Raw genomic sequence first — 21,013 nt, forward strand, 5'->3', positions numbered from 1 at the left:
CGCCATCATGGCTTTGGATTTATTCGTCGTCCTCATCTACGCCGCCGGCATGCTGTTGCTCGGCTATTTCGGCATGCGCAAAGCCAAGACCAACGAGGACTTCCTGGTTGCCGGGCGTAACCTCGGCCCGAGCCTGTACATGGGCACCATGGCCGCGACCGTTCTCGGTGGTGCGTCCACCGTCGGCACCGTCCGCCTGGGCTACGTGCACGGCATTTCCGGTTTCTGGCTGTGCGCGGCACTGGGTTGCGGCATCGTGGCGCTGAACCTGTTCCTGGCCAAGCCGCTGCTGAAACTGAAGATCTACACCGTTACCCAGGTCCTGGAAAAACGCTACAACCCGATGGCCCGCTCGGCGAGCGCGGCGATCATGCTGGCCTATGCGCTGATGATCGGCGTGACCTCGATCCTCGCCATCGGCACCGTGCTGCAAGTGCTGTTCGGCCTGCCGTTCTGGATCTCGGTACTGCTCGGCGGTGGCGTGGTGGTGGTGTACTCGGCCATCGGCGGCATGTGGTCGCTGACCCTGACCGACATCGTCCAGTTCATCATCAAGACCGTCGGCCTGATGTTCATCCTGTTGCCAATCTGCCTGTACCGCGTCGGCGGCTGGGACGAGCTGGTGCTGAAACTGCCGGCCACCGCCTTCAGCTTCACCACCATCGGCTGGGACACGATCATCACCTACTTCATGATCTACTTCTTCGGCATCCTGATCGGTCAGGACATCTGGCAACGGGTGTTCACCGTCAAGACTGCCAAAGTGGCTCAGTACGCCGGTAGCATCGCGGGCATCTACTGCATCCTTTACGGTCTGGCTTGCGCCCTGATCGGCATGGCTGCACACGTGCTGATCCCGGATCTGGACAACGTCAACAACGCCTTCGCCGCCATCGTCAAACTGTCGCTGCCGGACGGCATCCGTGGTCTGGTGATCGCCGCAGCCCTGGCCGCGATGATGTCCACCGCCAGCGCCGGCCTGCTTGCCGCTGCCACCACCCTGACCGAAGACCTGCTGCCGAAACTGCGTGGCGGCAAACAGTCGAGCCTGGCGATCAACCGCCTGTTCACTCTGCTGACCGGCGTCGTGGTGCTGGGTATTGCTCTGGTAGTCAACGACGTGATCAGCGCTCTGACCCTCGCTTACAACCTGTTGGTGGGCGGCATGCTGATCCCGCTGATCGGTGCGATCTTCTGGAAACGTGCGACCACTGCCGGCGCCATCGCCAGCATGGGCCTGGGTTTCGCCACTGCCCTGCTGTTCATGTTCAAAGATGGTCTGGATGCCAACACCCCGATCTACTACAGCCTGGCTGTGGGTCTGGTGAGTTTTGTGGTGGTCAGCCTGATGTCCCGTCGCCCAAACGTGGTGGCCAGCGCGATCTAAGCTGAACACAACGACTTGATGCTTTCTTCGGCGGGTGTGGCGTCGGTTGCCACACCCGTTTTTTTCGTCTTAAGGAAAGTGCTTATGAAGATTGTTTCTCGCGATCAGTGGTTCGAAGTGCAATCCCTGAGCGACGGCATTCGGCTGATTCACGAGCCGTTCATCCGCCCGTTCTACCGCTGCAACCTGTGGCACGTTCAGGGGCGTGACAAGGATCTGTTGCTCGACAGCGGTTCCGGGCTGGTGAGTCTGCGCGAGCAACTGCCGTGGCTGACCGAACGGCCGCTGGTGGCGGTGGCCAGTCATTGCCACTTCGACCACATTGCCGGGCATCACGAATTTGCCGAACGGCTGGTCCATCCCGCCGAGGCGGACATTCTGGCGGCGCCGGATGGCGAGAATGACTTGAGCCGAGCCTTCGTCGGCGACGACATGTTCGAAGCGCACCCGGATTGCCCGTTGTGCTACGCCGAATATCGGGTCAAGGCCGCGCCGGCCACCGGGTTTGTCGAGGATGGCGATGTGCTGGACCTGGGCAACCGCACGTTGCAGGTGCTGCACACGCCGGGGCATTCGCCGGGCGGGATCAGCCTCTATGAAGCGGCCAGCGAAACCCTGTTCAGCGGCGACATCATTTACGACGGGCCGTTGATTGAGGACGCCTACCACTCCAATCTCGAGGACTACGCCGCCAGTCTGCGACGCTTGCAGGCGCTTAGGATCCGCACGGTGCATGGCGGGCACTTCGGCAGTTTTTCCGGAGTGCATCTGCGCGGGATGATTGACGAATGGTTGCGCCAGCACGCCTGAGTCCTGCTGTACTCCAGTCAGACCAACAACCATAAAGATCTGCCATGAGAAGAGCTGCCGTGCGTGCTGCCGTGCACCGGTTCATCCTGCGCCTGCTGGAAAATCGTGAATTCGACGACAACACCAGCCTCGCGCAACTGGGGCTGGAAAAAGCGGATATCGAAGATCTGATCTTCCATCTGGAAGATGAATTCGGACTGACGGCCTTCACCGCCGAAGAGGACCGGATGCTCAAGACCGCGAAAACCGCGAATGACCTGAGCCGGTTTCTGATGGAAATCGGGCGTCACTGAAAACAAAAGATCGCACCCGCCCGCCACTCCAATGGAGCGACGGCCGGGTGCGATCTTTTGTCGTTTAAATCCTTTGATCCTTCAAAGCGGGGCATTACCGCCGACGTGGCTGACGCCGACGCTGTTCGTCATCGGTGCGAATCGGGACCGGTTGCAGAGGCGGTTCGATCAAGCCGAGGGCAACACCCAAATCGTGCAGCCAGTTTTGAATTTTCTCTTTCATCGTCATGCCCCCTTCAGGGTGGTGCTGAGCGTCCGGAATTCTGAGGCCGCTTCGCACTGATAATAGTCCGAAGTCCTACGCAATGCTCGGCCAAATCCGCAATGATCTGTTACTGAATTGATCCAAATCCCTGACCGTTCGTTCAAGCCGTTTCCCGCACATCTTCTCCAGCCACGGGATAGAGCGCCTGCTGCTGTTCGATCCACGCATTGAGGTTGGCACCGACCATGCCCCGCCGCCACATGAGCCATGTTGTCGCACTGGCAAAAGGCTCGGCCAGCGGGTGCACCGCCACGCTTTCGCGCCCCGGCAGGCTGGCGAGCATCGACTCCGACATCAGCGCCACACCGCTGCCGGCGATCACGCAGGCGAGCATGCCCTGATAGGACTCGATCTCCATCGCCCGGCCCATCGCCGCCTGATAATGCGCGAACCACGCTTCCAGCCGCGCGCGGTAGGCGCAGCCATGACGGAAGGTGAATACCGCCCGACCTTCGACATCCCTGGCGCTGCGTATCGGCGGGTGATCGGCCTCGCTGATCAGCACCAGCCGCTCGTTGCACAACGGCACCCCGTCGATCCCGGCCAGCTGCGGCGGGCCATCCACCAGCGCGGCATCGAGGCGCCCGGTGAGCAGGCCTTCGAGCAATTCGCCACTGGGCCCGGACTGCACTTGAAGATTCACCGCCGGATACTGCTTGTGATACCGCGCCAGCAGCGCCGGCAAATGAATCGCCGCCGTGCTGTACAGCGTGCCGAGCACGAAATCCCCTGCCGGTTGCCCGCCCATCACCGCCGCACTGGCCTGATCGCGCAGGGCGAACAGTTTGCCGGTGTAGTCCAGCAGGACTTTTCCCGCAGGCGACAACTGCAAACGCTGACGTTCACGGACGAAAAGTTCGACACCCAGTTGCTCCTCCAGCTGTTTGAGCCGGGTCGACAGGTTCGACGGCACGCGGTGCAAACGCTCGGCGGCGCGGGTGATCGAGCCCTCCTCCGCCACGGCCTGGAAGATCCGCAATTGGCTGAACTCCACAACCTTTCTCCTGAACAGAACAAGTTGCTCACTATTATTTAATTTTAAAGAAAGTCAATCAGTCCTAGCCTGACGGTCATTGAACCTGCAACGGAATTCAGACCATGTCACCGCTGATTCGCTTATCCGCCTGTTTCATTGCCCTGATGATGGCCATGGGCATCGGGCGTTTCGCCCTCACCCCGCAACTGCCGCACCTGCTCAGTGAAGGGCAGATCGACCTGACCGCCGCCGGTCTGATTGCGGCGGCCAACTACCTCGGTTACCTGCTCGGCGCGGTGGATGCGATGTTTTCCCGGCGGCCGGATCAGGTGCAGCGGCGCCTGCATGGCGGTCTGTGGTTGTGTGTATTGCTGACGCTGGCGTCGTTCTGGGCCAACGGTTTCTGGTCGCACCTGATGCTGCGTTTCGGTACTGGTGTGGCGAGTGCCTGGGTGCTGGTGATGATCACTGCGCTGAGTCAGCCGCTGGCTGCGGCGGCGGGTCGTCCACGGTTGGGAGCGCTGGTGTTTGCCGGACCAGGGCTGGGGATTTTTCTGACGGGGCTGCTGGCGCTGTTCTCACATCTGGCGCAGCAGACTTCCGCCACCCTGTGGCTGATCTATGCCGCCGTGGCGCTGGTGATGTTGCTGGGGATCGTGCGGATTCTGCCGCAACCGGGCGTCGGTGTGCCGGTCGTGCCGGCTGCCGTGAGTTCATCGAATCGTGGCATTGGGCGTTTGGCGGTGGTGTATGCCTTGTATGGCGTGGGCTACATCATCCCGGCCACGTTTCTGTCGCAGATGGCCAACGCGCAATTTCACGGGCAGTGGCAGGCCGATCTGTTCTGGCCGTGCTTTGGCCTCGGCGCAGCGATTGGCGTGTTGCTGGTGAGTTTGCGACGGCACGATCCGGAAACCACCCGGCATTGGTTGATGGCGACGTTGTGGCTGCAGGCTGCGGGAGTTTTCGCTTGCCTGTTGGGCAGCGGCCTCGGCCTTGCACTCGGTGTGATCCTCTGTGGCACGCCGTTTCTGGCCTGCATGCAACTGGTGATGCAACGCTCCCGGGAACTGGCGCCCCACGCCACCCAGCGCAACGCCGGCCTGCTCACCGCTTGCTTCGCCGTCGGTCAGCTCAGCGGGCCGTTGCTGGCGGCGGTCAGCAGCCACTTCAGCGGTGGCCTGCAACCGGCGCTGGTGATCGCCGGCAGCGGCCTGCTGATTGCCGGCGGTCTGGCGTGCAAATCGGTTACGGCTGACCGAGGGCTTTGCGCAAACGCCGACGCACCCACTGTTCCGCGCTGACGAAGGTGATGCCGAGCAACACCAGCACGGCGCCAATGATGAAGTTCAGGCTCAGTTCTTCGCCGAGCAACACCACGCCGAATGTCACGCCGAACAATGGCGTCATGAAGGAAAACACCGCGAGGTTGGCCGCCAGATAACGGCGCAGCAACCAGAACCAGGTCAGGTAACTGAAGAACGACACCACCAGCCCCTGGAACAGCACGCTGCCCACGGCCACGGCGGTCAGGCTGACGTGGGTGATCTGGCCGCTGAGCAGCGCAATCAGCAACAGGCCGATGAAGCCGACGATCAGTTGATAGAACAGGGTCAGGGTCACCGGCGCTTCCGACAGGCGCGAGGCGCGCACCACCACGGTGGTCGCGCCCCAACTGGCGCCAGCCAGCACGCCGAGGGCATCGCCCATCAACATCCGGCGGTCGAGGTTGTCCCACGACACCCCGCCGGCAAACGCCACGGCAATCCCGACGAACGCCATGAAGATCCCCAGCCATTGCACCGGCCGCAAGCGCTCGCTCGGCAACAGGAAATGCACGCCCAGCGCGGTGAAGATCGGCGCGGTGTAGAGGAACACCGACATGTGCGCCGCCGTGGTCAACTGCAAGCCTTCGGAGATGAACAGGAACTCGAGACCGAACAAGGCACCGGCCAGCAAGCCGCCGCGCCAGGTGCTACCTACCTGATCCCAGCCGCCCTTCCAGCAGATCAGCAGTCCAACCAGCAACGCGGAAATCCCCGAACGCCCCGCCGCTTGCATTACCGGCGCAATGTCGGTCGCCGCCCACTTGATCATCACCTGCTGCACGCCCCAGATCAGGCACAGGCCGATCATCACTTGCAGGGCAAAACCGTCGGCACTGCGCCGACTGACGCTCACCTCGACACCTCGAACACACACAACATGGCAGTTTTTCCAATGGTCAAAGCAAAGCCCCGGCTCTTTGTCCGGGGCGAAAAAGGATGGCAGGGATTATCAACCAGTCGGACAGAAATTGCCGCCCGGCAAAGACACGCAATTGCCCTGTTGCGTCATGCCCGCCGTCAGCTTCGGCGCGCGGCCCAGAACCCGACCGTACAGGCCAGCGCCGTGGCGAACGTCCCCCAGGCCCAATCCATCAGCGACACCTGCGCCGACCAGCCGCGCAATGTCGCCCAGTTGGTCAGGTCATAGGTGCCATAAGCGACCAGCCCGAGCAGCGCGCCCATCCGGGCGGCGCGTTGCCAGGTCAGCGACGGCAACACCACGAACACCACACAGCCGAAAACATACAGGCAATAAAAAACCGCTGCTGGCACCAGCAACGGTTTTTCGAGCATCAGCGAACCGAGCAGTTCGCGATAGGTCGGCGCCATCAACACGCCGAGCCAGAGCCCGTCGAGCAGAAGAAACGTCAGCAGCGTGGCGACGTAGGCAATCAGTGCTTTTTTCATCTGCCCGACCTCAAGCAAGCCCATGCAACATGGGCCACGTCAGGCTCAGGTTAGTTCAATGCGATCGGCGTGAATGACGATCTTGCCTTCCTTGTACAAGGAACCGATGGCCTTCTTGAAGTTGCCCTTGCTGACACCGAACAGGCTGCTGATCAACGCCGGGTCGCTCTTGTCGCTGACGGCCAGGGTGCCATCGTTTTCGCGCAACTTGGCGAGAATCTTCGAGTTCAGGCTGCTGGCTGCTTCCTGCCCTACCGGTTGTAGGCTCAGGCTTATCTTGCCGTCGGCGCGCACTTCCTTGATGAAGCCTTTCTCGCGCATGCCGGAACGCATGAACTTGAAGATTTCGTTCTTGTGAATCAAACCCCAGTGCTTGTTGTTGATGACGGCCTTGAAACCCATGTCGGTGGATTCGGCCACCAGCAGATCAACTTCCTGGCCCACGCTGTAGTTGGCCGGGGTCTTGTCCAGATAACGATCCAGGCGCGCGGTCGCTGTGATGCGGCGGGTGTGCTTGTCGAGGTAGACATGCACCACACAGTACTCGCCGGCGGTCATCTGGCGTTTTTCTTCGGAGTAAGGCAGCAGCAGATCCTTCGGCAGGCCCCAGTCGAGGAACACGCCGATGCTGTTGACTTCAACAACTTTCAAACTGGCAAATTCACCGACCTGAACTTTTGGTTTTTCAGTGGTGGCAATAAGTTTGTCATCGCTGTCCAGATAAATGAAAACATTGAGCCAGTCTTCATCTTCGCTGGGAATATCTTTGGGGATATAACGGTTGGGCAAAAGAATTTCGCCGTCGGCACCGCCGTCCAGATATAAACCGAAGTTAGTGTGTTTAACCACTTGCAAACTGTTGTAACGCCCGACTAAAGCCATTTCCAATACCCTCATTGCGTGGGCGGCATTCTACCCGGTTTTGCCGGATTCGTCGGTCGCCAGATCGGCCGGCCGAGTGAAAATCCGTGGGAAGCCTTGAATTTCATGGATTTGAAGCCGAGCGCGCGCCACTCGTCAGCCCAGCGTGACGGCTTTCGCTAGATCCCGACACAGCCCGGCATCCTCAAATCGAATAAATGTTGTTATTTAAAACAGCAGGTTAGCGGGATATTTCGAATAATTAATCGAGAATAATCCACCTGCACGCTGGGTTATTCCGGGGGATATTTACCAAGCAATTGTCAAGTTATTCCTGTACGATGCCTGGCCGAGTTACTTTTCTACAGGTTAATGGCCGCCATGCGTGTAAAAGCATCCACCAGCAAAGCAAAGCCAGCTCCAGCCGTTGAAACCAGCGAATCGATCAACGATCAGATCGCGGCATTCCTCAAGTCCGGCGGCGAGATCCAGCAAATTGCCAAGGGCGTCAGCGGCCAGACGTTCGGCCCGTCCAAGCAGATCAGCCTGGGCAAGAAGTAACACCCCGCAGCACACCTGTCCAAAGGCGCTTTGAGCTTCGAAGCGTCTGGACCGGATCCCTCGCAAGACCTCTCTTACGTTTAATCAAACATTCAAAACAGCAAAAATCGACGAACGGCCCTCGATGCCGATCATTCGCCGGTATCCTTGCACGCGTCTGGATCAAGCGTTTCAGCAGGTTTGTCGCACCTGCGCTCGCTGCTCAAGGAGTGACGCATGCTCAAATCTTCCTGTTTATTGCTCGTAGGCCTGCTGGCGAGTCCCGCGGCACACGCGCAGATTTTCCAGCGTGAACTCGGCGACTTCGACCTCAAGCTCGGCACCACGCCCAGCCGCAGCATGGCCCAGGGTCTGGTGAAGCCTTCGGCGGTCGGGTCGTTCCACGGCGGCCTGGACCTGAGCCACGACAGCGGCCTCTATGTCGGCCAGTACGCACCGAGCATGGGCCTCACGCCGGGGAAGAATCTCGAAATCGATTCCTACGTCGGCTTTAAACAACCTTTCGATCAGACCCTCGGCTACGAAGTCGGGATGATCCATTACAGCTATCCCAAGGTCGACACCCTCGACAGCCAGGAACTGTTCGGTGGCCTGACCCTGCTCGGCAGCCGGATCGGCATCGCCCTGAGCAACGATCCGGATAAACAGAACAACACCTTGTTTGCCGACCTGGGCGGCAATCAGCCGTTCGGCATCGGGATCAGCATGAAATACACCACACATCAGCTCAATACGCCGGTCTCGGTGGACGGGGGTTATGTCAGCAGTTTTACCGATTGGTCGGTGAAATTTTCCCGGCCGTTCATGGGCATTGACCTCGACCTGATTTACAGCAACTCAAGCCTCAGCGGCAGCGATTGCTCGGCCTATTCCGGGCATAACAGTCAATGCGACGGACTGGTCACGCTCAAGGCCGAACGCCCGTTCTATTGATTGGCTGAACTGCCGGGGCCATCCTGCGTTCACATGAGAATCAGACCCTCAAGGCTGGCTTTCGCAAGGACTCGCCCATGTCTAGCTGGTTCAAACGTCTCGCCGTTCTACTGATCCTGACCCTCGCCCTCGGCGCCTGCAGCCGTGTCGGCCTGGCCTATCGCAATCTCGACGTGATCATTCCGTGGACGCTCAGCGACTATCTGGACATGAACGGCGAGCAGAAAGGCTGGTTCAACGAGCGCCTCAAGGAGCACCTGAGCTGGCACTGCACCACGCAATTGCCGGGTTACCTCGACTGGCTCGATCGCCTGCAAACCATGGTCGAGACCAATCAGGTCACCGACGCCGCACTCCAGGCCCGCACCGCAGAAGCCAAGCAGGCGATTGCCGAAACCGCTCGGGAAATCACCCCGTCGGCGATTGAATTGCTGCAAGGGCTGGATGACAAACAGGTCGCCGAAATGAACGACGCCTTTGCCAAAGACCTGCAAAAGCGCCAGCAGGAATACCTCAAGCCACCGCTGTCACAGCAGATTGCCGAACGTGGCGCGCGTATGGACAAGCGTCTCAACGACTGGCTCGGCCCGTTGAGCGCCAAGCAGGAACAGCGGGTGATGGCCTGGTCGACCGCCCTGGGCGATCAGAACACCCAATGGATCGCCAACCGCGCCCACTGGCAGAAGCAGTTCAGCGCGGCGGTGGCGCAACGCAACAGTCCCGAATTCCCACAACGGATCGAGACGCTTCTGGTCAATCGCGAACGTTTATGGACAGCGGATTACCAAAAGGCCTACGCCAATACCGAGGCGCAGGCCCGTTCGCTGTTCGTCGATCTGATGGCCGACAGCACGCCGCAGCAGCGCCAGCGCCTATTGAAAAAGATCGAGGGGGTGCGCAAGGACTTCAATGATTTGAAGTGCCTGAAGGCCGCACAAAAAAGCTGAGATCACTGCAAAACCCCTGTGGGAGCGAGCACGTTCGCTCCCACAATTTTTTGGGCAAAGCCTCAGGCAATCTGCGCTTTGGAGGCCACCTCATCGAACGTCAGCTCATCCAGCGCATCTTCCTGATCATCCAGCACTTCACGCGGATGGTCATTGCCGGGAATGCTGCTGTCGATCAGGCTCAACAGGCTGGAGCCGCGCGGGGTCAGGCTGAAGTTGTTGCCGGTGCTGCCCTCGTCTTCGCCACGGGGCTGGATGTAACCGCGCAACAGCAGCAGTTGCTCATAGTCGCAGGCGAGGGTTTTCAGGTGATCCAGATTCTCGATCGGCTCGCCCGCCGCCGCTTTTTCCGCCGCATAAACTTCCGCAACAGACCGTGGCGCAAAGCTTTGTCCCGCGCCGTTCTGCACTTCATGCAGCAGGCGTTCAATCAAATCCCAGTTATAAGTCGTCATCCTGATTCAACCTCCGGTGCGCGTGATTTTTTGGCGCGTTCACAGGTTGTGACCGGAGCGTTGCGCCACCGTTCAGGATTATTCGGCGCCCCGACCGACCGGCGGTCTGTCGATTTCCCGGGTGGTTGAACGACTAGTCTGAGACAGACGGTTTCAACCCCCGCAGGAGAAATCATCATGAACGTTGAGAATCATCCGGTGGTGTCGCGCGAAGAATGGCTCGCCGCCCGCAAGCAGCATCTGGCCGATGAAAAGGCCTTCACCAAGGAGCGCGACCGCCTCAGCGCCAAACGCCGCGCCCTGCCCTGGGTGAAGGTCGACAAGGATTACCGCTTCATGGGGCCGAACGGCGAATTGAAACTTGCCGATCTTTTCGGCAAACACAGCCAACTCGTCGTTTACCACTTCATGTTCGCCAAGGGCTGGGAAGAAGGCTGCCCGGGCTGTTCATTCCTCAGCGACCACATCGACGGCGCCAACCTGCACCTGGCCCATCACGACATCGCGCTGGTGGCGGTGTCCCACGCACCGTTCGCCGAATTCCAGGCCTTCAAGCGGCGGATGGGCTGGGCATTCGACTGGGTGTCGTCGGACGGTTGCGATTTCAACTACGACTTTGGCGTGTGCGCCCGCGCTGAGGATGTCGAAGCTGGCAAGGCTACGTACAACTACGAAAAGACCGACAGCGCCGAGGAAGAAATGCCCGGACTCAGCGTGTTTTATCGCGCCGACAACGGTGACATTTTCCACACCTACTCAACCTATGCTCGCGGCCTCGACCTGCTGGTCGGCGCCTACAACTACCTCGACCTCACGCCCAAGGGCCGGAACGAGGACGAGATCATGGAATGGGTGCGGCACCATGACCGCTACGACGGCGCCGCAAAATCCAGTTGCTGCCATGGAGACTGAGCCCCAAACACACTGAACTTTTCACGGTTGAAAGCCCTCAACCGGTTAACCCGCCTTAACCGGAACTGAGGCCTGCCCCCATGAAAACCCTGCTCAAGCTCACCCTCGCCGCCACGCTCGCCTGCGCTCTGCCCGTCTGGGCCTGCACCCCGGAAGAAGCCACTGCCAAACGCGAGCAGCTGGCCAAGGAAGTCGCGAAGCTCACCGAGCAAAACCCGACCAAGGCCAAGGAGATCAATGCCGAATTGCAGAAAATGGACCTGGGCACCGCCTCCGCCGATCTGCCGGACAAATGCCAGTTGATCGATCAGCGTTTGAAGGAACTGGGTTCGGCGGAGAAAAAAATCGAGGGATAACACCCGCTCAGACAACGGCAGGCTTTGGCATCGATCAGGCTGGATCGATACCAGAGCCTGCTTCCTTTCGCCCGGAAGTTTGCATTAGTGCATTTTGTTAGTTGCACAAATGCATATCCAGGCCTAGGGTTACCCCGAGCCTGATCGGAACCGGCCATCGGAGATGGCAACCCTTACGCACCGATCGCTCGGCAATACCGTTATCCCGCAAACGCGGAATGTTTGTTTTCATTCATGGAGGATTGAAAAATGTTAACCACTGAAACAACGGCATTCACCGGCAACACCCTGCCCGAATGTCTGATCGGCCATCTGCTCGACCCACAACTGGTCGAAGTCGAAGCGGCTGTTCAACAGCGCGCCCTGGCTGCCGCCAGCCTGAACTTCACCATGCAGCAACAGACCCAGACCAACTGGTGCTGGGCCGCCGCTTCCGCTTCGGTCGGCAATTATTACGGCACCGGGTCCTGGACCCAATGCGCCGTTGCCAGCGCCGCGCTGGACCGCAACTGCTGCAATCAACCGGGGCCGTGCAACGTCTACGGCTATCTGGACGTTGCGCTGAAGATCACCCGCAGTTTCAACGGCATGAATTCGGGCTCGCTGCAAATGTCGGCCATCCAGAACCAGATCAACATGGGCCGCCCGATCGGCCTGCGTTGCGCCTGGTACGGCGGCGGTGCGCACTTTCTGGCGATCTACGGCACCAACGGCAATTACGTGCTGGTCGCGGATTCGATCTACGGCTATTCGACCCGCGCGCTGAGTTCCTTCCCCGGTTCCTACAACGGCGGCGGCAACTGGACCCACACTTACTTCACGGCGAAAAACTAGGAGGGCGACATCATGCAACTGACTTATCCAAAGGCGCCTTCCAACGGCGTACAGACTTTGCGTCCGGCGCTGCAGGCCGCGTTGCAGACTCAGGGTTTCGGCGTCAATCGCCAATTCGCCAGTGCTGCGCCTGCCGGGATCAGCCTCAGCGAAGCCTATCGTGGCTACTCGCTCAGTCTGGACGACTTGAGCCAGAGCAAAGGCCTGAAAAACGCCCGCGTGGGTGACTGGCATTACCTGGTGTTTTCCGGCGGTGTGTCGATTGCCGACGCGCAATTGGCTGAAGTACGCGGTCACGTCGAGTTCGCCTCGTTGAACCACGGCAACCTGGCGGCCGCCACGGTCGATGCGCTGAAACTGGCGGAGCAATCGCCGCAACTGAAGGGCAAAACCGTTGAGCTGCGGATGCTGTTTGTGTCCGCGCTGCACCTTGTGGCGATCTGGCTGCACGCGGCGGGTGAAGACGTGCTGATCCCGATCGAGCCAACGCCAAAAGAGCTGGCACTGACCGGGCTGTACAGCGAGGCCGCCCTGCTCGCACAGCTCAAACCGGCAGCCCATCAGGCCAAGCGGCGTTTTGATGCCGACACCACTGGCCTGCTGGGCAGTTGATAAATCCTGGCGATAAAAAAACCCGGACCATGTCCGGGTTTTTCTTTGCCTGCCTGAAACGGCTTATTCAGCCGCTGGCGCTGCCGGCTTGCGGCGTTTCAGCGGGGCCATGCCATCGCTGCTCACCAGTGCGTCCGGCTTCGGACGGTTGGCGCTCTTGCGTTTGGTCGGGGTCTTGGCGGCGGTTTTCTTCTTGTCGCCCTTGGCGTCGGTCTTTTTCTTCTTCACGCCGACGGCTTTGCCCGAGGCCTTGACCTTTTTCGGTCCGCCGTAGGTGCCTTTGACTTCCTTGATGGTGCGGCGCTCGAAGCTTTGCTTCAGGTAACGCTCGATGCTCGACATCAGGTTCCAGTCGCCGTGGCAGATCAGCGAGATCGCCAGACCGTCGTTGCCGGCACGGCCGGTACGACCGATGCGGTGCACGTATTCGTCGCCGCTGCGCGGCATGTCGAAGTTGATCACCAGATCCAGGCCATCAACGTCCAGACCACGGGCCGCCACGTCGGTAGCCACCAGGATCTTCACGCCGCCCTGCTTCAGACGGTCGATCGCCAGTTTGCGATCCTTCTGGTCTTTCTCGCCGTGCAGCACGAACGCCTTGTATTCCTGGGCAACGAGGCGACCGTAGATGCGGTCGGCCATGGCCCGGGTGTTGGTGAAGACGATGGCCTTCTGGTAGGTCTCGTTGGCCAGCAGCCAGTTCACGATCTGTTCTTTGTGCTGATTGTGGTCGGCGGTGATGATCTGCTGACGGGTGGTGTCGTTCAGCTGGCTTACCGCGTTGAGCTGCAGGTGCTCAGGGTTGTTCAGCACCTTGGCGATCATCTCGCGCAGGCCGGAACCGCCGGTGGTGGCGGAGAACAGCATGGTCTGCTGACGGTTCGGGCATTCGTCGACCAGACGCTGTACGTCTTCGGCGAAACCCATGTCGAGCATGCGGTCGGCTTCGTCGAGCACCAGCACTTCGACTTCTTTCAGGTCGAGGTTGCCGGCGTTCAGTTGCTCGATCATCCGGCCCGGGGTGCCGATCAGGATGTCCGGCACTTTGCGCAGCATGGCGGCCTGGACCTTGAAGTCTTCACCGCCGGTGATCAGGCCGGACTTGATGAAAGTGAACTGCGAAAAGCGCTCCACTTCCTTCAGGGTCTGCTGGGCCAGCTCGCGGGTCGGCAGCAGGATCAGGGTCTTGATGCTGACGCGGATCTTGGCCGGGCCGATCAGGCGGTTGAGGATCGGCAGGACGAAAGCGGCGGTCTTGCCGCTACCGGTTTGCGCCGTCACCCGCAGGTCACGCCCCTGAAGCGCCAGCGGAATGGCCGCGGCTTGCACAGGCGTTGGCTCGACAAATTTCAGCTCGGCCACGGCTTTGAGCAGGCGTTCGTGCAGGGCGAATTGGGAAAACACGGGTGCTACCTCGAAGATATGCAAAAAATCAGCTGCATAGGTTACCGGTTTCGAGCGCTCAGGCCGAGTTTCTTTGTGAAATCCGCCGTAATCAGTGGCTTTTTTGTTGCTCGATTTGTCTCCAACGGTAATACACAGCGTCTTAAATGCTCTAATCGCCCGTCGCGTCTTACAGAAGAATCGTCTCGCTCATGGATTTCAAACAGCTCTGGCTCAACGCCCAAGACCTCTGGGGTGCCCTCGAACAGCACCCGCTCCTGCACGCCGGCCTGGCTTTGGTCCTGCTGCTGGTGATCGCGCTGGTCCTCGGACGAGTGGCGCGTTACCTGATCCTGCATGCCAGCCGCATGCTCGGTCGCCAGCCCGCGCTGCACTGGATCAACGACTTTCGGCATAACAAGGTGTTTCAGCGTCTGGCGCAGATGACGCCGTCGCTGGTGATCCAGTTCGGCCTGCACCTGGTGCCGGAGCTGAGCAAGACCGCCACGGTGTTCCTCGGCAATGTGGCGCTGGCGTTCACCATTCTTTTCCTGCTGCTCTCGGTCAGCGCCCTGCTCAATGCCCTGCTTGACATCTACGCCCGCACCGAACACGCCCGCACCCGCTCGATCAAGGGTTATGTGCAACTGGCAAAAATGGTTCTGTACGTGTTCGGCGCGATCATCATCGTCGCCACCCTGATCGACCGATCGCCGCTGTTGCTGCTCTCGGGTCTGGGTGCGATGTCGGCGGTGATCCTGTTGGTCTACAAGGACACCCTGCTGTCGTTCGTCGCCAGCGTGCAACTGACCAGCAACGACATGCTGCGGGTCGGCGACTGGATCGAAATGCCGCAGGTCGGCGCCGATGGCGACGTGGTCGACATCACCCTGCACACGGTCAAGGTGCAGAACTTCGACAAGACCATCGTCTCGATCCCGACCTGGCGCCTGATGTCCGAGTCGTTCAGAAACTGGCGCGGCATGCAGCAGTCCGGCGGTCGGCGGATCAAGCGCAGCCTGTTCATCGACGCCAGCGGTGTGCGGTTCATCCGCGACGATGAAGAAGAAAAACTCTCCCAGGTGCACCTGCTGACCGCCTACATGGGCCGCAAGAAAGCCGAGCTCAAGGCCTGGAACGAAGCGCAGGGCAACGTTGCGGCGATGTCGGCCAACCGCCGGCGCATGACCAACATCGGCACTTTTCGCGCGTACGCACTGGCTTATCTGAAGAGTCACCCGGAGATTCAGCCGAACATGACCTGCATGGTCCGCCAGATGCAGACAACGGCCCAGGGCATTCCGCTGGAAATCTACTGTTTTACCACCACCACGGTGTGGGCCGATTACGAGCGGATCCAGGGGGATATTTTCGATTACCTGCTGGCGGTACTGCCGGAGTTCGGGTTGAGCCTGTATCAGCAGCCGAGTGGTGGGGATTTGCGTTCCGGGATATTGCCGGCAGTTCTTGGTGCGAGCCACATCCCCGACGCCGGGAAACACGTCATGTAATGACACAACGCCTCCGGAAACGCTCGGCAAGATGCTTCGAGTGACCGGAGGTTTGGAGCAGGTCTGTTCAAAAGTGACCAAGCACCCACTTTTGAACAGCGGGCGTGTCATTTATGTCGCCATCGAAAACATACCGCGGTTCATAACTCTGATTATTTCCCCGCACCCGGCCTCTCCAGACTTTCAATGGCAACCAGAACCGGGCCCCGCTCGGTAATACCTGAGCGCCAATATCGATATATACGGTGTCAGCACTCGTCGGTAACCCGAACTGGATCGCTCCTGGAACGGCCAGAACGGCGTCTGCAAAATCCAGACAGGCACTCGCACAGAACGAATCGGTCACCAGCACAAGTTGCCCCTTGAAAATTTTCTGCTTCAGGTCTTTCGAGCGATCTTGATCGAGCGAAGATGTCTCGGGCTGTCGCAACCAGTCTGTCTTCTCCTTCAGTGCAGTGTTCATTGACGCGCGCAAGCCTGAAACAAAGGCATAGGCATCGCTGCCTTTTCCGTAATTACGTTCACTACTGGCCATAGCGTTATCAAGCGTTGAAAGCGCAAGAGGAGAAACCCTCCACATGGCATACGAGCGAGAGGACCGGTCCAGGCTTTCTACAAACCTTTCACCCATCAACGCAGACAGAATCCTCGCTCCGACCAGGCTGTTACCGCCACGATTGCCGCGGGTATCGAGTACAACCAGACTGGCATCATCAATACTTTCGAGAACATCGAGCATCTTCTCGAGAGATGTATTTTCGGATGCCGAAGGTGCGAAATTCGACGCATGAACCCAATACTTTCCGTGGCCGAGGTCCAGGACCATCTGAGGCGGTTGAGGTTGATACAGAAAATCCGCTAATTGCCCGCCATCCTCCTGCCATGACAGATCGTAGTTTTGCGTCACTCCATTCGACAGAACAACCTGGCAATTGCCCGACCGTTTTCGGGCCAGCACTGGATAGTCCGCATCATCAACAGTCAAATGCTTCGCAAGGTGATTCCAGGTGGATTGCAAATCCAGTCGGCGATCTATGTAGGGTGATATCTCATTGCTCACTATCTCGCGAATTGTTTTACCGTCACATGAAATGACGCTGGAACCGATTGGCGGCAAAGGTACCGGCCAGCCCTTCGCAACACGGCTGACAACAAAGTCCTCCCCTCTCTTGTCCAGAATGAAACCGGCCCACGAAGACCTGTCTTTTTCGGATTGATAAATCCCTACATGACCATCCTTGAACCCTGAAATATAGAAACCCAGAACAGCTTGGGCATCTCTCCTGGAACCGACCAGCAGGGACAATTGCCTTGCCTCCAGATAGCCCCGTTCGACCCAGTCAGTGAAGTCTTTATTCTCTTTGTCTATGGCCCCCGGATGAGAGCTGACTATCAGTTGATGAGCCGCAGCCAGATCTTTGACAGCCAGGTCTACAAACCCGGCTTGGCGAGAATCGTCGGCCAATACGGAACCGAAAACACTGATACCCGGCAGACAGCCCAAGAGGGACGCAGCCAAAATCACTTTGCAGCGCGCAGATCTCACACAAATAATCCTTCAGTTCCAGCAATCCCACCGGCACGTGCAAGTTGTTCAAACAAGTAGATAGCCCTGGTCGCCTCGATTTCGACTGGCGGCGACGATAGCGGCTTTTACTTCGGACTACGAATCCTCAAACGACAGTAGACCCTGTGGGGGTGGATCCCACAGGGTCTAATGTCTTCAGTTTCGAAATGCCGGGTTACTTGACCTGCCGCTGCGGTGCCTTGTGCACCATGGTGTAGGCGTAATCGACGCCCATGCCGTACGCCCCGCTGTGCTCTAGCACCAGATCCATCACTGCCTGATAAGTGTCTTTGTGCGCCCAGTCACGCTGGTATTCGAGCAGCACTTGCTGCCAGGTCACCGGCACTGCGCCCGCCTGAATCATCCGCTGTACCGACATGTCGTGGGCTTCTTTGGTGGTGCCGCCGGACGCGTCGGTGACGATGTACACCTCGTAGCCTTCAGCCAGGGCTTCCAGGGCCGGGAAGGTCAGGCACACCTCGGTCCAGAGCGCGGCGATGATCAGTTTCTTGCGGCCGGTGGCCTTCACTGCGTCAACCAGCGCCTTGTCTTCCCAGGAGTTCATCGAGGTGCGCTCGATCGGCTTCTGCTCCGGGTGAACCGCCAGCAGTTCCGGCCAGATGTAGCCACTGAAGCTTTCGGTTTCGACCGAGGTGTAGATGGTCGGCACGTTGAATATCTTCGCTGCCTTGGCCAGGCCGACGGTGTTGTTCTTCAGGGTCTGACGGTCGATCGACTGCACGCCGAAAGCCATTTGTGGCTGGTGGTCGATCAGGATCAGGGCGGAGTTGGTTGGGTTCAGCAGTTCACGGATAGACATGGCGCGTTCCTTTTGATGTCGTTTCAGAGTTTCGATTGGGTAATGGGTGAGTCGAGTGGCTGGCCGTCTTCGGCGTTGTTGTCTCGGCTTGGATGTCACTTTAGGGGCTGGCAGATAAAGGGACAATTCCCTAAAATCGAGAATCATTGATTCTAAAAAAGGGACAATCATGGATCGCATCGAATGCATGCGCGCCTTCGTGGTGACGGTCGGCGAGAACGGCTTCGCGGCCGCCGCCCGGGCCATGGACGTGCCCCGCTCGAAAGTCAGCAAACAGATTCAGGCGCTGGAAGAAGCCATCGGCGTGCAACTGCTGCAACGCACCACCCGCAGCCTGCACCTGACCGAGGCCGGCGCCGAGTATTTCGAAGCGGCGCGGGAAGTGATTGCGGCACTGGACGAGGCCGAGCAGCGGGCGCGGGACGGGGTGGGTGAATTGCGCGGGGTGTTGCGGGTCAATGCACCGATGTCGTTCGGCCTGCGGCGCTTGGGCAAGCTGATTCCGCTGTTCCACGAGCAGCACCCGAACATCGAGCTGCAACTGGTGCTCAGCGACCAGCAGGTCGATCCGGTGCGCGGCGGGTTCGATGTGACCATCCGCATCGCCAGCCTGCCCGACTCGACCATGATCGCCCGGCAACTGGCGCCGGCGCCGCGCATCATGGTCGCCTCCCCCGCTTACCTCGAACGCGCGGGCACGCCGCAGTCACCGCAGGATCTGCGCTCACATCAATGCTTGAACTACGGCTATCTGCAGAGCGGGGTCAGCCTGCAACTGTGCAACGGCAAGGAGACCCAGCGCGTCAACGTGACCGGGCCGCTGCACGCCAACAACGGCGACCTGCTGGCGCAAGCGGCCGAGGCCGGCATGGGCATTGCGCTGCTGCCGGACTTCATCGTCGAAGAGGCATTGGCGGCCGGGCGACTGGTGCCGGTGCTGTGCGAATGGCAAGCCCCGGCGATCACCATCAACGCGGTGTATTCGTCAGCGCGGCGGGTGCCGCAGAAGACCCGGGCGTTTATCGAGTTTCTGGTGGGGCAACTGGCGCCGGCCTGCGAATCCCCAACCGGCTGATCCACACCGCCGCCAGAATCACGCTGCCACCGAGGAACAACCGCCCGAGCTCTTCGTGCTGATTCCAGATCAGCAGGTTCAGCAGCAGCCCCACCGGCACGTGCAGGTTGTTCATCACCGCCAGGGTGCCGCCGTTGACCAGGCACGCGCCCTTGTTCCACCAGTACAAACCGAGTGCGGTGGAGACCAGACCGAGGAACACCAGCACGCCCCATTGCAAAGGGGCTTCGGGCAGGAAGTTGGATTTGCCGAACAGCAGGAACGCCGGCAGCGCCACCGCCAGTGCGCCGAGGTAGAAGAAACCGAAGCGCCGGTAGTGCGGCAAATCGCTCGGGTGTTTCGCCACCAGATGTTTGTACAGCACCTGCCCGGCGGCGTAGGTGAAGTTGGCCAGTTGCAGCAGCAGGAAGCCCATGAAGAAGTCCGGGTTGATCCGGTCGTAGCGAATCACCGCCGCGCCGGCGACCGCCACCAGTGCCGCGATCAGCGCCCACGGGTTGAAGCGTCGGTTGAGGGCGTCCTCGATCAGCGTTACGTGCAGCGGCGTGAGGATGGTGAACAGCAGCACTTCCGGCACCGTCAGCACGCGGAAGCTCAGATACAGGCAGACGTAGGTCACGCCGAATTGCAACGCGCCGATCAGCAGCATGCCGCGCATGAACGCTGGTTCCACCGAACGCCAGCGGGTCAGCGGGATGAACACCAGCCCGGCCAGCACCACCCGCACCAGCACCGCAAAGTAGCTGTCGACATGACCGGCCAGGTATTCGCCGATCAGACTGAAGGAAAACGCCTGGATCAGCGTGACAAAAAGTAGATAGCCCATGCTCGCCTCGATTTCGAATGGCGGCGACGATAGCGGTTTTTGCCGGCCATCGCTAAATCCCGGGCAAAAAAAAGCCCGATCTCGCTAAAGCGTTCAATCGGGCTACAGCACTCAGGAGCAACAAGTGCAAAGGGAGGTTCGATGCGCGTAGAGCCTTGAAGGGGTTGCGCCAGGTCACTAGAACAATCGGCGATTATCTGGCGATTAACATATCAAGCGACCTGGGACAGTTTGGCGTTGGCCTGGTTGAGGCCCTTCTCCTGGAAGTCGCCGCCCAGGTTCATGCCTTCGGCGTGGATGAAGGTCACGTCGTGGATGCCGATGAAACCCATCACCTGACGCAGGTACGGTTCCTGATGATCCGCCGGGCCGCCGGCGTAAATGCCGCCGCGAGCGGTCAGCACGTAGGCACGCTTGCCGCTGAGCAGGCCTTGCGGGCCGGTTTCGGTGTACTTGAAGGTCACGCCGGCACGCAGTACGTGGTCGAGCCAGGCTTTCAGGGTGCTCGGGATGGCGAAGTTGTACATCGGCGCGGCCATCACCAGCACGTCGGCGGCGAGCAATTCATCGGTCAATTCGTTGGAACGGTCCAGCGAGGATTGCTCGCTGTCGTTGCGCTGCTCGGCGGATTTCATCCAGCCGCCCAGCAGGTTGATGTCCAGGTGCGGCACCGGATTCACGGCGAGGTCACGTACGGTGATCTGATCGGCCGGATGCGCCGCTTTCCACTGACTGATGAAGGTCTGGGTCAGTTGACGGGAAACCGAGTCTTGTTGGCGGGCGCTGCTTTCGATGATCAGAACGCGGGACATGTTGTGTAGCCTCCATCCGAGAATGTTGTAAGTCGATGGAGTGAAGGTTAAACAGAGTCGTATCGATGAAAAAGCGCAAATA

At 59.7% G+C, this 21,013-nt stretch carries 24 protein-coding genes; 13 read left to right on the top strand and 11 right to left on the bottom strand.

The window, feature by feature from the left end; genetic code table 11:
- The first annotated feature begins 7 nt into the window (after window positions 1–7).
- From AC1Q9F_RS05915 to AC1Q9F_RS05925, 3 genes are all read left to right on the top strand, one after another.
- On the top strand, window positions 8–1,387 hold the full coding sequence (locus AC1Q9F_RS05915) for a sodium:solute symporter family protein (RefSeq protein WP_492619778.1): 1,380 nt from the start codon (window positions 8–10) through the stop codon (window positions 1,385–1,387).
- 84 nt (window positions 1,388–1,471) lie between these two features.
- Window positions 1,472–2,197 carry an MBL fold metallo-hydrolase gene (locus AC1Q9F_RS05920; RefSeq protein WP_492619777.1) on the top strand — a complete coding sequence of 242 codons (726 nt, stop codon included), beginning with the start codon at window positions 1,472–1,474 and terminating at the stop codon, window positions 2,195–2,197.
- 44 nt (window positions 2,198–2,241) lie between these two features.
- Window positions 2,242–2,490, top strand: a complete 249-nt coding sequence (locus tag AC1Q9F_RS05925) for a hypothetical protein (RefSeq protein WP_007956577.1) — start codon at window positions 2,242–2,244, stop codon at window positions 2,488–2,490.
- Window positions 2,491–2,584: 94 nt separating this feature from the next.
- Here the strand turns inward: AC1Q9F_RS05925 and AC1Q9F_RS05930 are convergent, their stop codons facing one another.
- Together AC1Q9F_RS05930 and ptrR are read right to left on the bottom strand one after the other, a co-directional pair.
- The gene (locus AC1Q9F_RS05930) at window positions 2,585–2,713 is read right to left on the bottom strand and encodes a PA1414 family protein (protein ID WP_003184145.1); all 129 of its coding nucleotides are present in this window, start codon (window positions 2,711–2,713) and stop codon (window positions 2,585–2,587) included.
- Window positions 2,714–2,855: 142 nt separating this feature from the next.
- Complete coding sequence (gene ptrR, locus AC1Q9F_RS05935) at window positions 2,856–3,749, bottom strand: putrescine utilization regulator PtrR (RefSeq protein WP_007956575.1); 894 nt, start codon at window positions 3,747–3,749, stop codon at window positions 2,856–2,858.
- 104 nt (window positions 3,750–3,853) lie between these two features.
- On the opposite strand from ptrR, the gene AC1Q9F_RS05940 reads away from it, so the two are divergent.
- A complete protein-coding gene (locus AC1Q9F_RS05940) occupies window positions 3,854–5,035 on the top strand; it encodes an MFS transporter (protein WP_492619776.1) in 1,182 nt (393 codons plus the stop codon).
- Here AC1Q9F_RS05940 and AC1Q9F_RS05945 read toward each other — a convergent pair.
- The 3 genes from AC1Q9F_RS05945 to AC1Q9F_RS05955 all read right to left on the bottom strand — a co-directional run bounded on the left by AC1Q9F_RS05945 (window position 4,980) and on the right by AC1Q9F_RS05955 (window position 7,348).
- Entirely contained in the window at window positions 4,980–5,912 is a 933-nt protein-coding gene (locus tag AC1Q9F_RS05945; protein ID WP_492619775.1) for a DMT family transporter, read from the bottom strand. The genes AC1Q9F_RS05940 and AC1Q9F_RS05945 overlap by 56 nt on opposite strands.
- 164 nt (window positions 5,913–6,076) lie before the next feature.
- The gene (locus AC1Q9F_RS05950; protein WP_085605668.1) at window positions 6,077–6,466 is read right to left on the bottom strand and encodes a DUF2177 family protein; all 390 of its coding nucleotides are present in this window, start codon (window positions 6,464–6,466) and stop codon (window positions 6,077–6,079) included.
- 45 nt (window positions 6,467–6,511) lie between these two features.
- Window positions 6,512–7,348 carry a CvfB family protein gene (locus tag AC1Q9F_RS05955; RefSeq protein WP_127797242.1) on the bottom strand — a complete coding sequence of 279 codons (837 nt, stop codon included), beginning with the start codon at window positions 7,346–7,348 and terminating at the stop codon, window positions 6,512–6,514.
- Between the two features lie 351 nt (window positions 7,349–7,699).
- Here AC1Q9F_RS05955 and AC1Q9F_RS05960 point away from each other — a divergent pair, with 351 nt between their 5' ends.
- From AC1Q9F_RS05960 to AC1Q9F_RS05970, 3 genes are all read left to right on the top strand, one after another.
- Entirely contained in the window at window positions 7,700–7,888 is a 189-nt protein-coding gene (locus AC1Q9F_RS05960) for a PFL_1563 family small protein (RefSeq protein WP_016985943.1), read from the top strand.
- A 216-nt stretch (window positions 7,889–8,104) separates the two neighbouring features.
- Window positions 8,105–8,821: a TorF family putative porin gene (locus AC1Q9F_RS05965; RefSeq protein ID WP_115076941.1), complete on the top strand. Its 717-nt coding sequence runs from the start codon at window positions 8,105–8,107 to the stop codon at window positions 8,819–8,821.
- Between the two features lie 77 nt (window positions 8,822–8,898).
- Window positions 8,899–9,768, top strand: coding sequence for a DUF6279 family lipoprotein (locus AC1Q9F_RS05970; protein WP_492619774.1), 870 nt, complete (start codon window positions 8,899–8,901; stop codon window positions 9,766–9,768).
- Window positions 9,769–9,830: 62 nt separating this feature from the next.
- Here the strand turns inward: AC1Q9F_RS05970 and AC1Q9F_RS05975 are convergent, their stop codons facing one another.
- A complete protein-coding gene (locus tag AC1Q9F_RS05975) occupies window positions 9,831–10,223 on the bottom strand; it encodes a transcriptional regulator (RefSeq protein WP_127797239.1) in 393 nt (130 codons plus the stop codon).
- Window positions 10,224–10,400: 177 nt separating this feature from the next.
- Between AC1Q9F_RS05975 and AC1Q9F_RS05980 the strand changes: the two genes are divergently transcribed.
- From AC1Q9F_RS05980 to AC1Q9F_RS05995, 4 genes are all read left to right on the top strand, one after another.
- Entirely contained in the window at window positions 10,401–11,135 is a 735-nt protein-coding gene (locus AC1Q9F_RS05980) for a DUF899 domain-containing protein (protein ID WP_492619773.1), read from the top strand.
- 80 nt (window positions 11,136–11,215) lie between these two features.
- The gene (locus tag AC1Q9F_RS05985) at window positions 11,216–11,491 is read left to right on the top strand and encodes a hypothetical protein (protein WP_492619772.1); all 276 of its coding nucleotides are present in this window, start codon (window positions 11,216–11,218) and stop codon (window positions 11,489–11,491) included.
- A 249-nt stretch (window positions 11,492–11,740) separates the two neighbouring features.
- The gene (locus AC1Q9F_RS05990; protein WP_207985355.1) at window positions 11,741–12,325 is read left to right on the top strand and encodes a papain-like cysteine protease family protein; all 585 of its coding nucleotides are present in this window, start codon (window positions 11,741–11,743) and stop codon (window positions 12,323–12,325) included.
- 12 nt (window positions 12,326–12,337) lie between these two features.
- Window positions 12,338–12,937 (top strand): hypothetical protein, encoded by a 600-nt coding sequence (locus AC1Q9F_RS05995; RefSeq protein WP_492619771.1) that lies wholly within the window; start codon window positions 12,338–12,340, stop codon window positions 12,935–12,937.
- Between the two features lie 63 nt (window positions 12,938–13,000).
- On the opposite strand, the gene AC1Q9F_RS06000 is transcribed toward AC1Q9F_RS05995, so the two are convergent.
- Entirely contained in the window at window positions 13,001–14,341 is a 1,341-nt protein-coding gene (locus tag AC1Q9F_RS06000; RefSeq protein ID WP_085605653.1) for a DEAD/DEAH box helicase, read from the bottom strand.
- Window positions 14,342–14,532: 191 nt separating this feature from the next.
- Here AC1Q9F_RS06000 and AC1Q9F_RS06005 point away from each other — a divergent pair, with 191 nt between their 5' ends.
- Entirely contained in the window at window positions 14,533–15,831 is a 1,299-nt protein-coding gene (locus AC1Q9F_RS06005) for a mechanosensitive ion channel family protein (protein WP_492619770.1), read from the top strand.
- Window positions 15,832–15,898: 67 nt separating this feature from the next.
- On the opposite strand, the gene AC1Q9F_RS06010 is transcribed toward AC1Q9F_RS06005, so the two are convergent.
- Window positions 15,899–17,377 carry a S41 family peptidase gene (locus AC1Q9F_RS06010; RefSeq protein WP_492619769.1) on the bottom strand — a complete coding sequence of 493 codons (1,479 nt, stop codon included), beginning with the start codon at window positions 17,375–17,377 and terminating at the stop codon, window positions 15,899–15,901.
- Between the two features lie 196 nt (window positions 17,378–17,573).
- Window positions 17,574–18,218: a hydrolase gene (locus AC1Q9F_RS06015; RefSeq protein ID WP_179692324.1), complete on the bottom strand. Its 645-nt coding sequence runs from the start codon at window positions 18,216–18,218 to the stop codon at window positions 17,574–17,576.
- A gap of 169 nt (window positions 18,219–18,387) precedes the next feature.
- On the opposite strand from AC1Q9F_RS06015, the gene AC1Q9F_RS06020 reads away from it, so the two are divergent.
- Window positions 18,388–19,293, top strand: a complete 906-nt coding sequence (locus tag AC1Q9F_RS06020; protein WP_007956547.1) for a LysR family transcriptional regulator — start codon at window positions 18,388–18,390, stop codon at window positions 19,291–19,293.
- On the opposite strand, the gene AC1Q9F_RS06025 is transcribed toward AC1Q9F_RS06020, so the two are convergent.
- On the bottom strand, window positions 19,238–20,119 hold the full coding sequence (locus tag AC1Q9F_RS06025; protein ID WP_085605643.1) for a carboxylate/amino acid/amine transporter: 882 nt from the start codon (window positions 20,117–20,119) through the stop codon (window positions 19,238–19,240). The two genes, AC1Q9F_RS06020 and AC1Q9F_RS06025, sit on opposite strands and share 56 nt — an antisense overlap.
- A gap of 212 nt (window positions 20,120–20,331) precedes the next feature.
- On the bottom strand, window positions 20,332–20,931 hold the full coding sequence (locus tag AC1Q9F_RS06030; protein ID WP_007956545.1) for an FMN-dependent NADH-azoreductase: 600 nt from the start codon (window positions 20,929–20,931) through the stop codon (window positions 20,332–20,334).
- Window positions 20,932–21,013: the final 82 nt, after the last annotated feature.

This window comes from Pseudomonas sp. GW823-FHT04A03 (genome assembly GCF_058796615.1).

What these genes read in the sequence shown, in the direction of transcription:
- AC1Q9F_RS05915 (WP_492619778.1), top strand. Translation starts at nt 8, where the DNA reads ATGGCTTTGGATTTATTCGTCGTCCTCATCTACGCCGCCGGCATGCTG.
- AC1Q9F_RS05920 (WP_492619777.1), top strand. Translation starts at nt 1,472, where the DNA reads ATGAAGATTGTTTCTCGCGATCAGTGGTTCGAAGTGCAATCCCTGAGC.
- AC1Q9F_RS05925 (WP_007956577.1), top strand. Translation starts at nt 2,242, where the DNA reads ATGAGAAGAGCTGCCGTGCGTGCTGCCGTGCACCGGTTCATCCTGCGC.
- AC1Q9F_RS05930 (WP_003184145.1), bottom strand. Translation starts at nt 2,713, where the DNA reads ATGAAAGAGAAAATTCAAAACTGGCTGCACGATTTGGGTGTTGCCCTC.
- AC1Q9F_RS05940 (WP_492619776.1), top strand. Translation starts at nt 3,854, where the DNA reads ATGTCACCGCTGATTCGCTTATCCGCCTGTTTCATTGCCCTGATGATG.
- AC1Q9F_RS05950 (WP_085605668.1), bottom strand. Translation starts at nt 6,466, where the DNA reads ATGAAAAAAGCACTGATTGCCTACGTCGCCACGCTGCTGACGTTTCTT.
- AC1Q9F_RS05955 (WP_127797242.1), bottom strand. Translation starts at nt 7,348, where the DNA reads ATGGCTTTAGTCGGGCGTTACAACAGTTTGCAAGTGGTTAAACACACT.
- AC1Q9F_RS05960 (WP_016985943.1), top strand. Translation starts at nt 7,700, where the DNA reads ATGGCCGCCATGCGTGTAAAAGCATCCACCAGCAAAGCAAAGCCAGCT.
- AC1Q9F_RS05965 (WP_115076941.1), top strand. Translation starts at nt 8,105, where the DNA reads ATGCTCAAATCTTCCTGTTTATTGCTCGTAGGCCTGCTGGCGAGTCCC.
- AC1Q9F_RS05970 (WP_492619774.1), top strand. Translation starts at nt 8,899, where the DNA reads ATGTCTAGCTGGTTCAAACGTCTCGCCGTTCTACTGATCCTGACCCTC.
- AC1Q9F_RS05975 (WP_127797239.1), bottom strand. Translation starts at nt 10,223, where the DNA reads ATGACGACTTATAACTGGGATTTGATTGAACGCCTGCTGCATGAAGTG.
- AC1Q9F_RS05980 (WP_492619773.1), top strand. Translation starts at nt 10,401, where the DNA reads ATGAACGTTGAGAATCATCCGGTGGTGTCGCGCGAAGAATGGCTCGCC.
- AC1Q9F_RS05985 (WP_492619772.1), top strand. Translation starts at nt 11,216, where the DNA reads ATGAAAACCCTGCTCAAGCTCACCCTCGCCGCCACGCTCGCCTGCGCT.
- AC1Q9F_RS05990 (WP_207985355.1), top strand. Translation starts at nt 11,741, where the DNA reads ATGTTAACCACTGAAACAACGGCATTCACCGGCAACACCCTGCCCGAA.
- AC1Q9F_RS05995 (WP_492619771.1), top strand. Translation starts at nt 12,338, where the DNA reads ATGCAACTGACTTATCCAAAGGCGCCTTCCAACGGCGTACAGACTTTG.
- AC1Q9F_RS06005 (WP_492619770.1), top strand. Translation starts at nt 14,533, where the DNA reads ATGGATTTCAAACAGCTCTGGCTCAACGCCCAAGACCTCTGGGGTGCC.
- AC1Q9F_RS06015 (WP_179692324.1), bottom strand. Translation starts at nt 18,218, where the DNA reads ATGTCTATCCGTGAACTGCTGAACCCAACCAACTCCGCCCTGATCCTG.
- AC1Q9F_RS06020 (WP_007956547.1), top strand. Translation starts at nt 18,388, where the DNA reads ATGGATCGCATCGAATGCATGCGCGCCTTCGTGGTGACGGTCGGCGAG.
- AC1Q9F_RS06025 (WP_085605643.1), bottom strand. Translation starts at nt 20,119, where the DNA reads ATGGGCTATCTACTTTTTGTCACGCTGATCCAGGCGTTTTCCTTCAGT.
- AC1Q9F_RS06030 (WP_007956545.1), bottom strand. Translation starts at nt 20,931, where the DNA reads ATGTCCCGCGTTCTGATCATCGAAAGCAGCGCCCGCCAACAAGACTCG.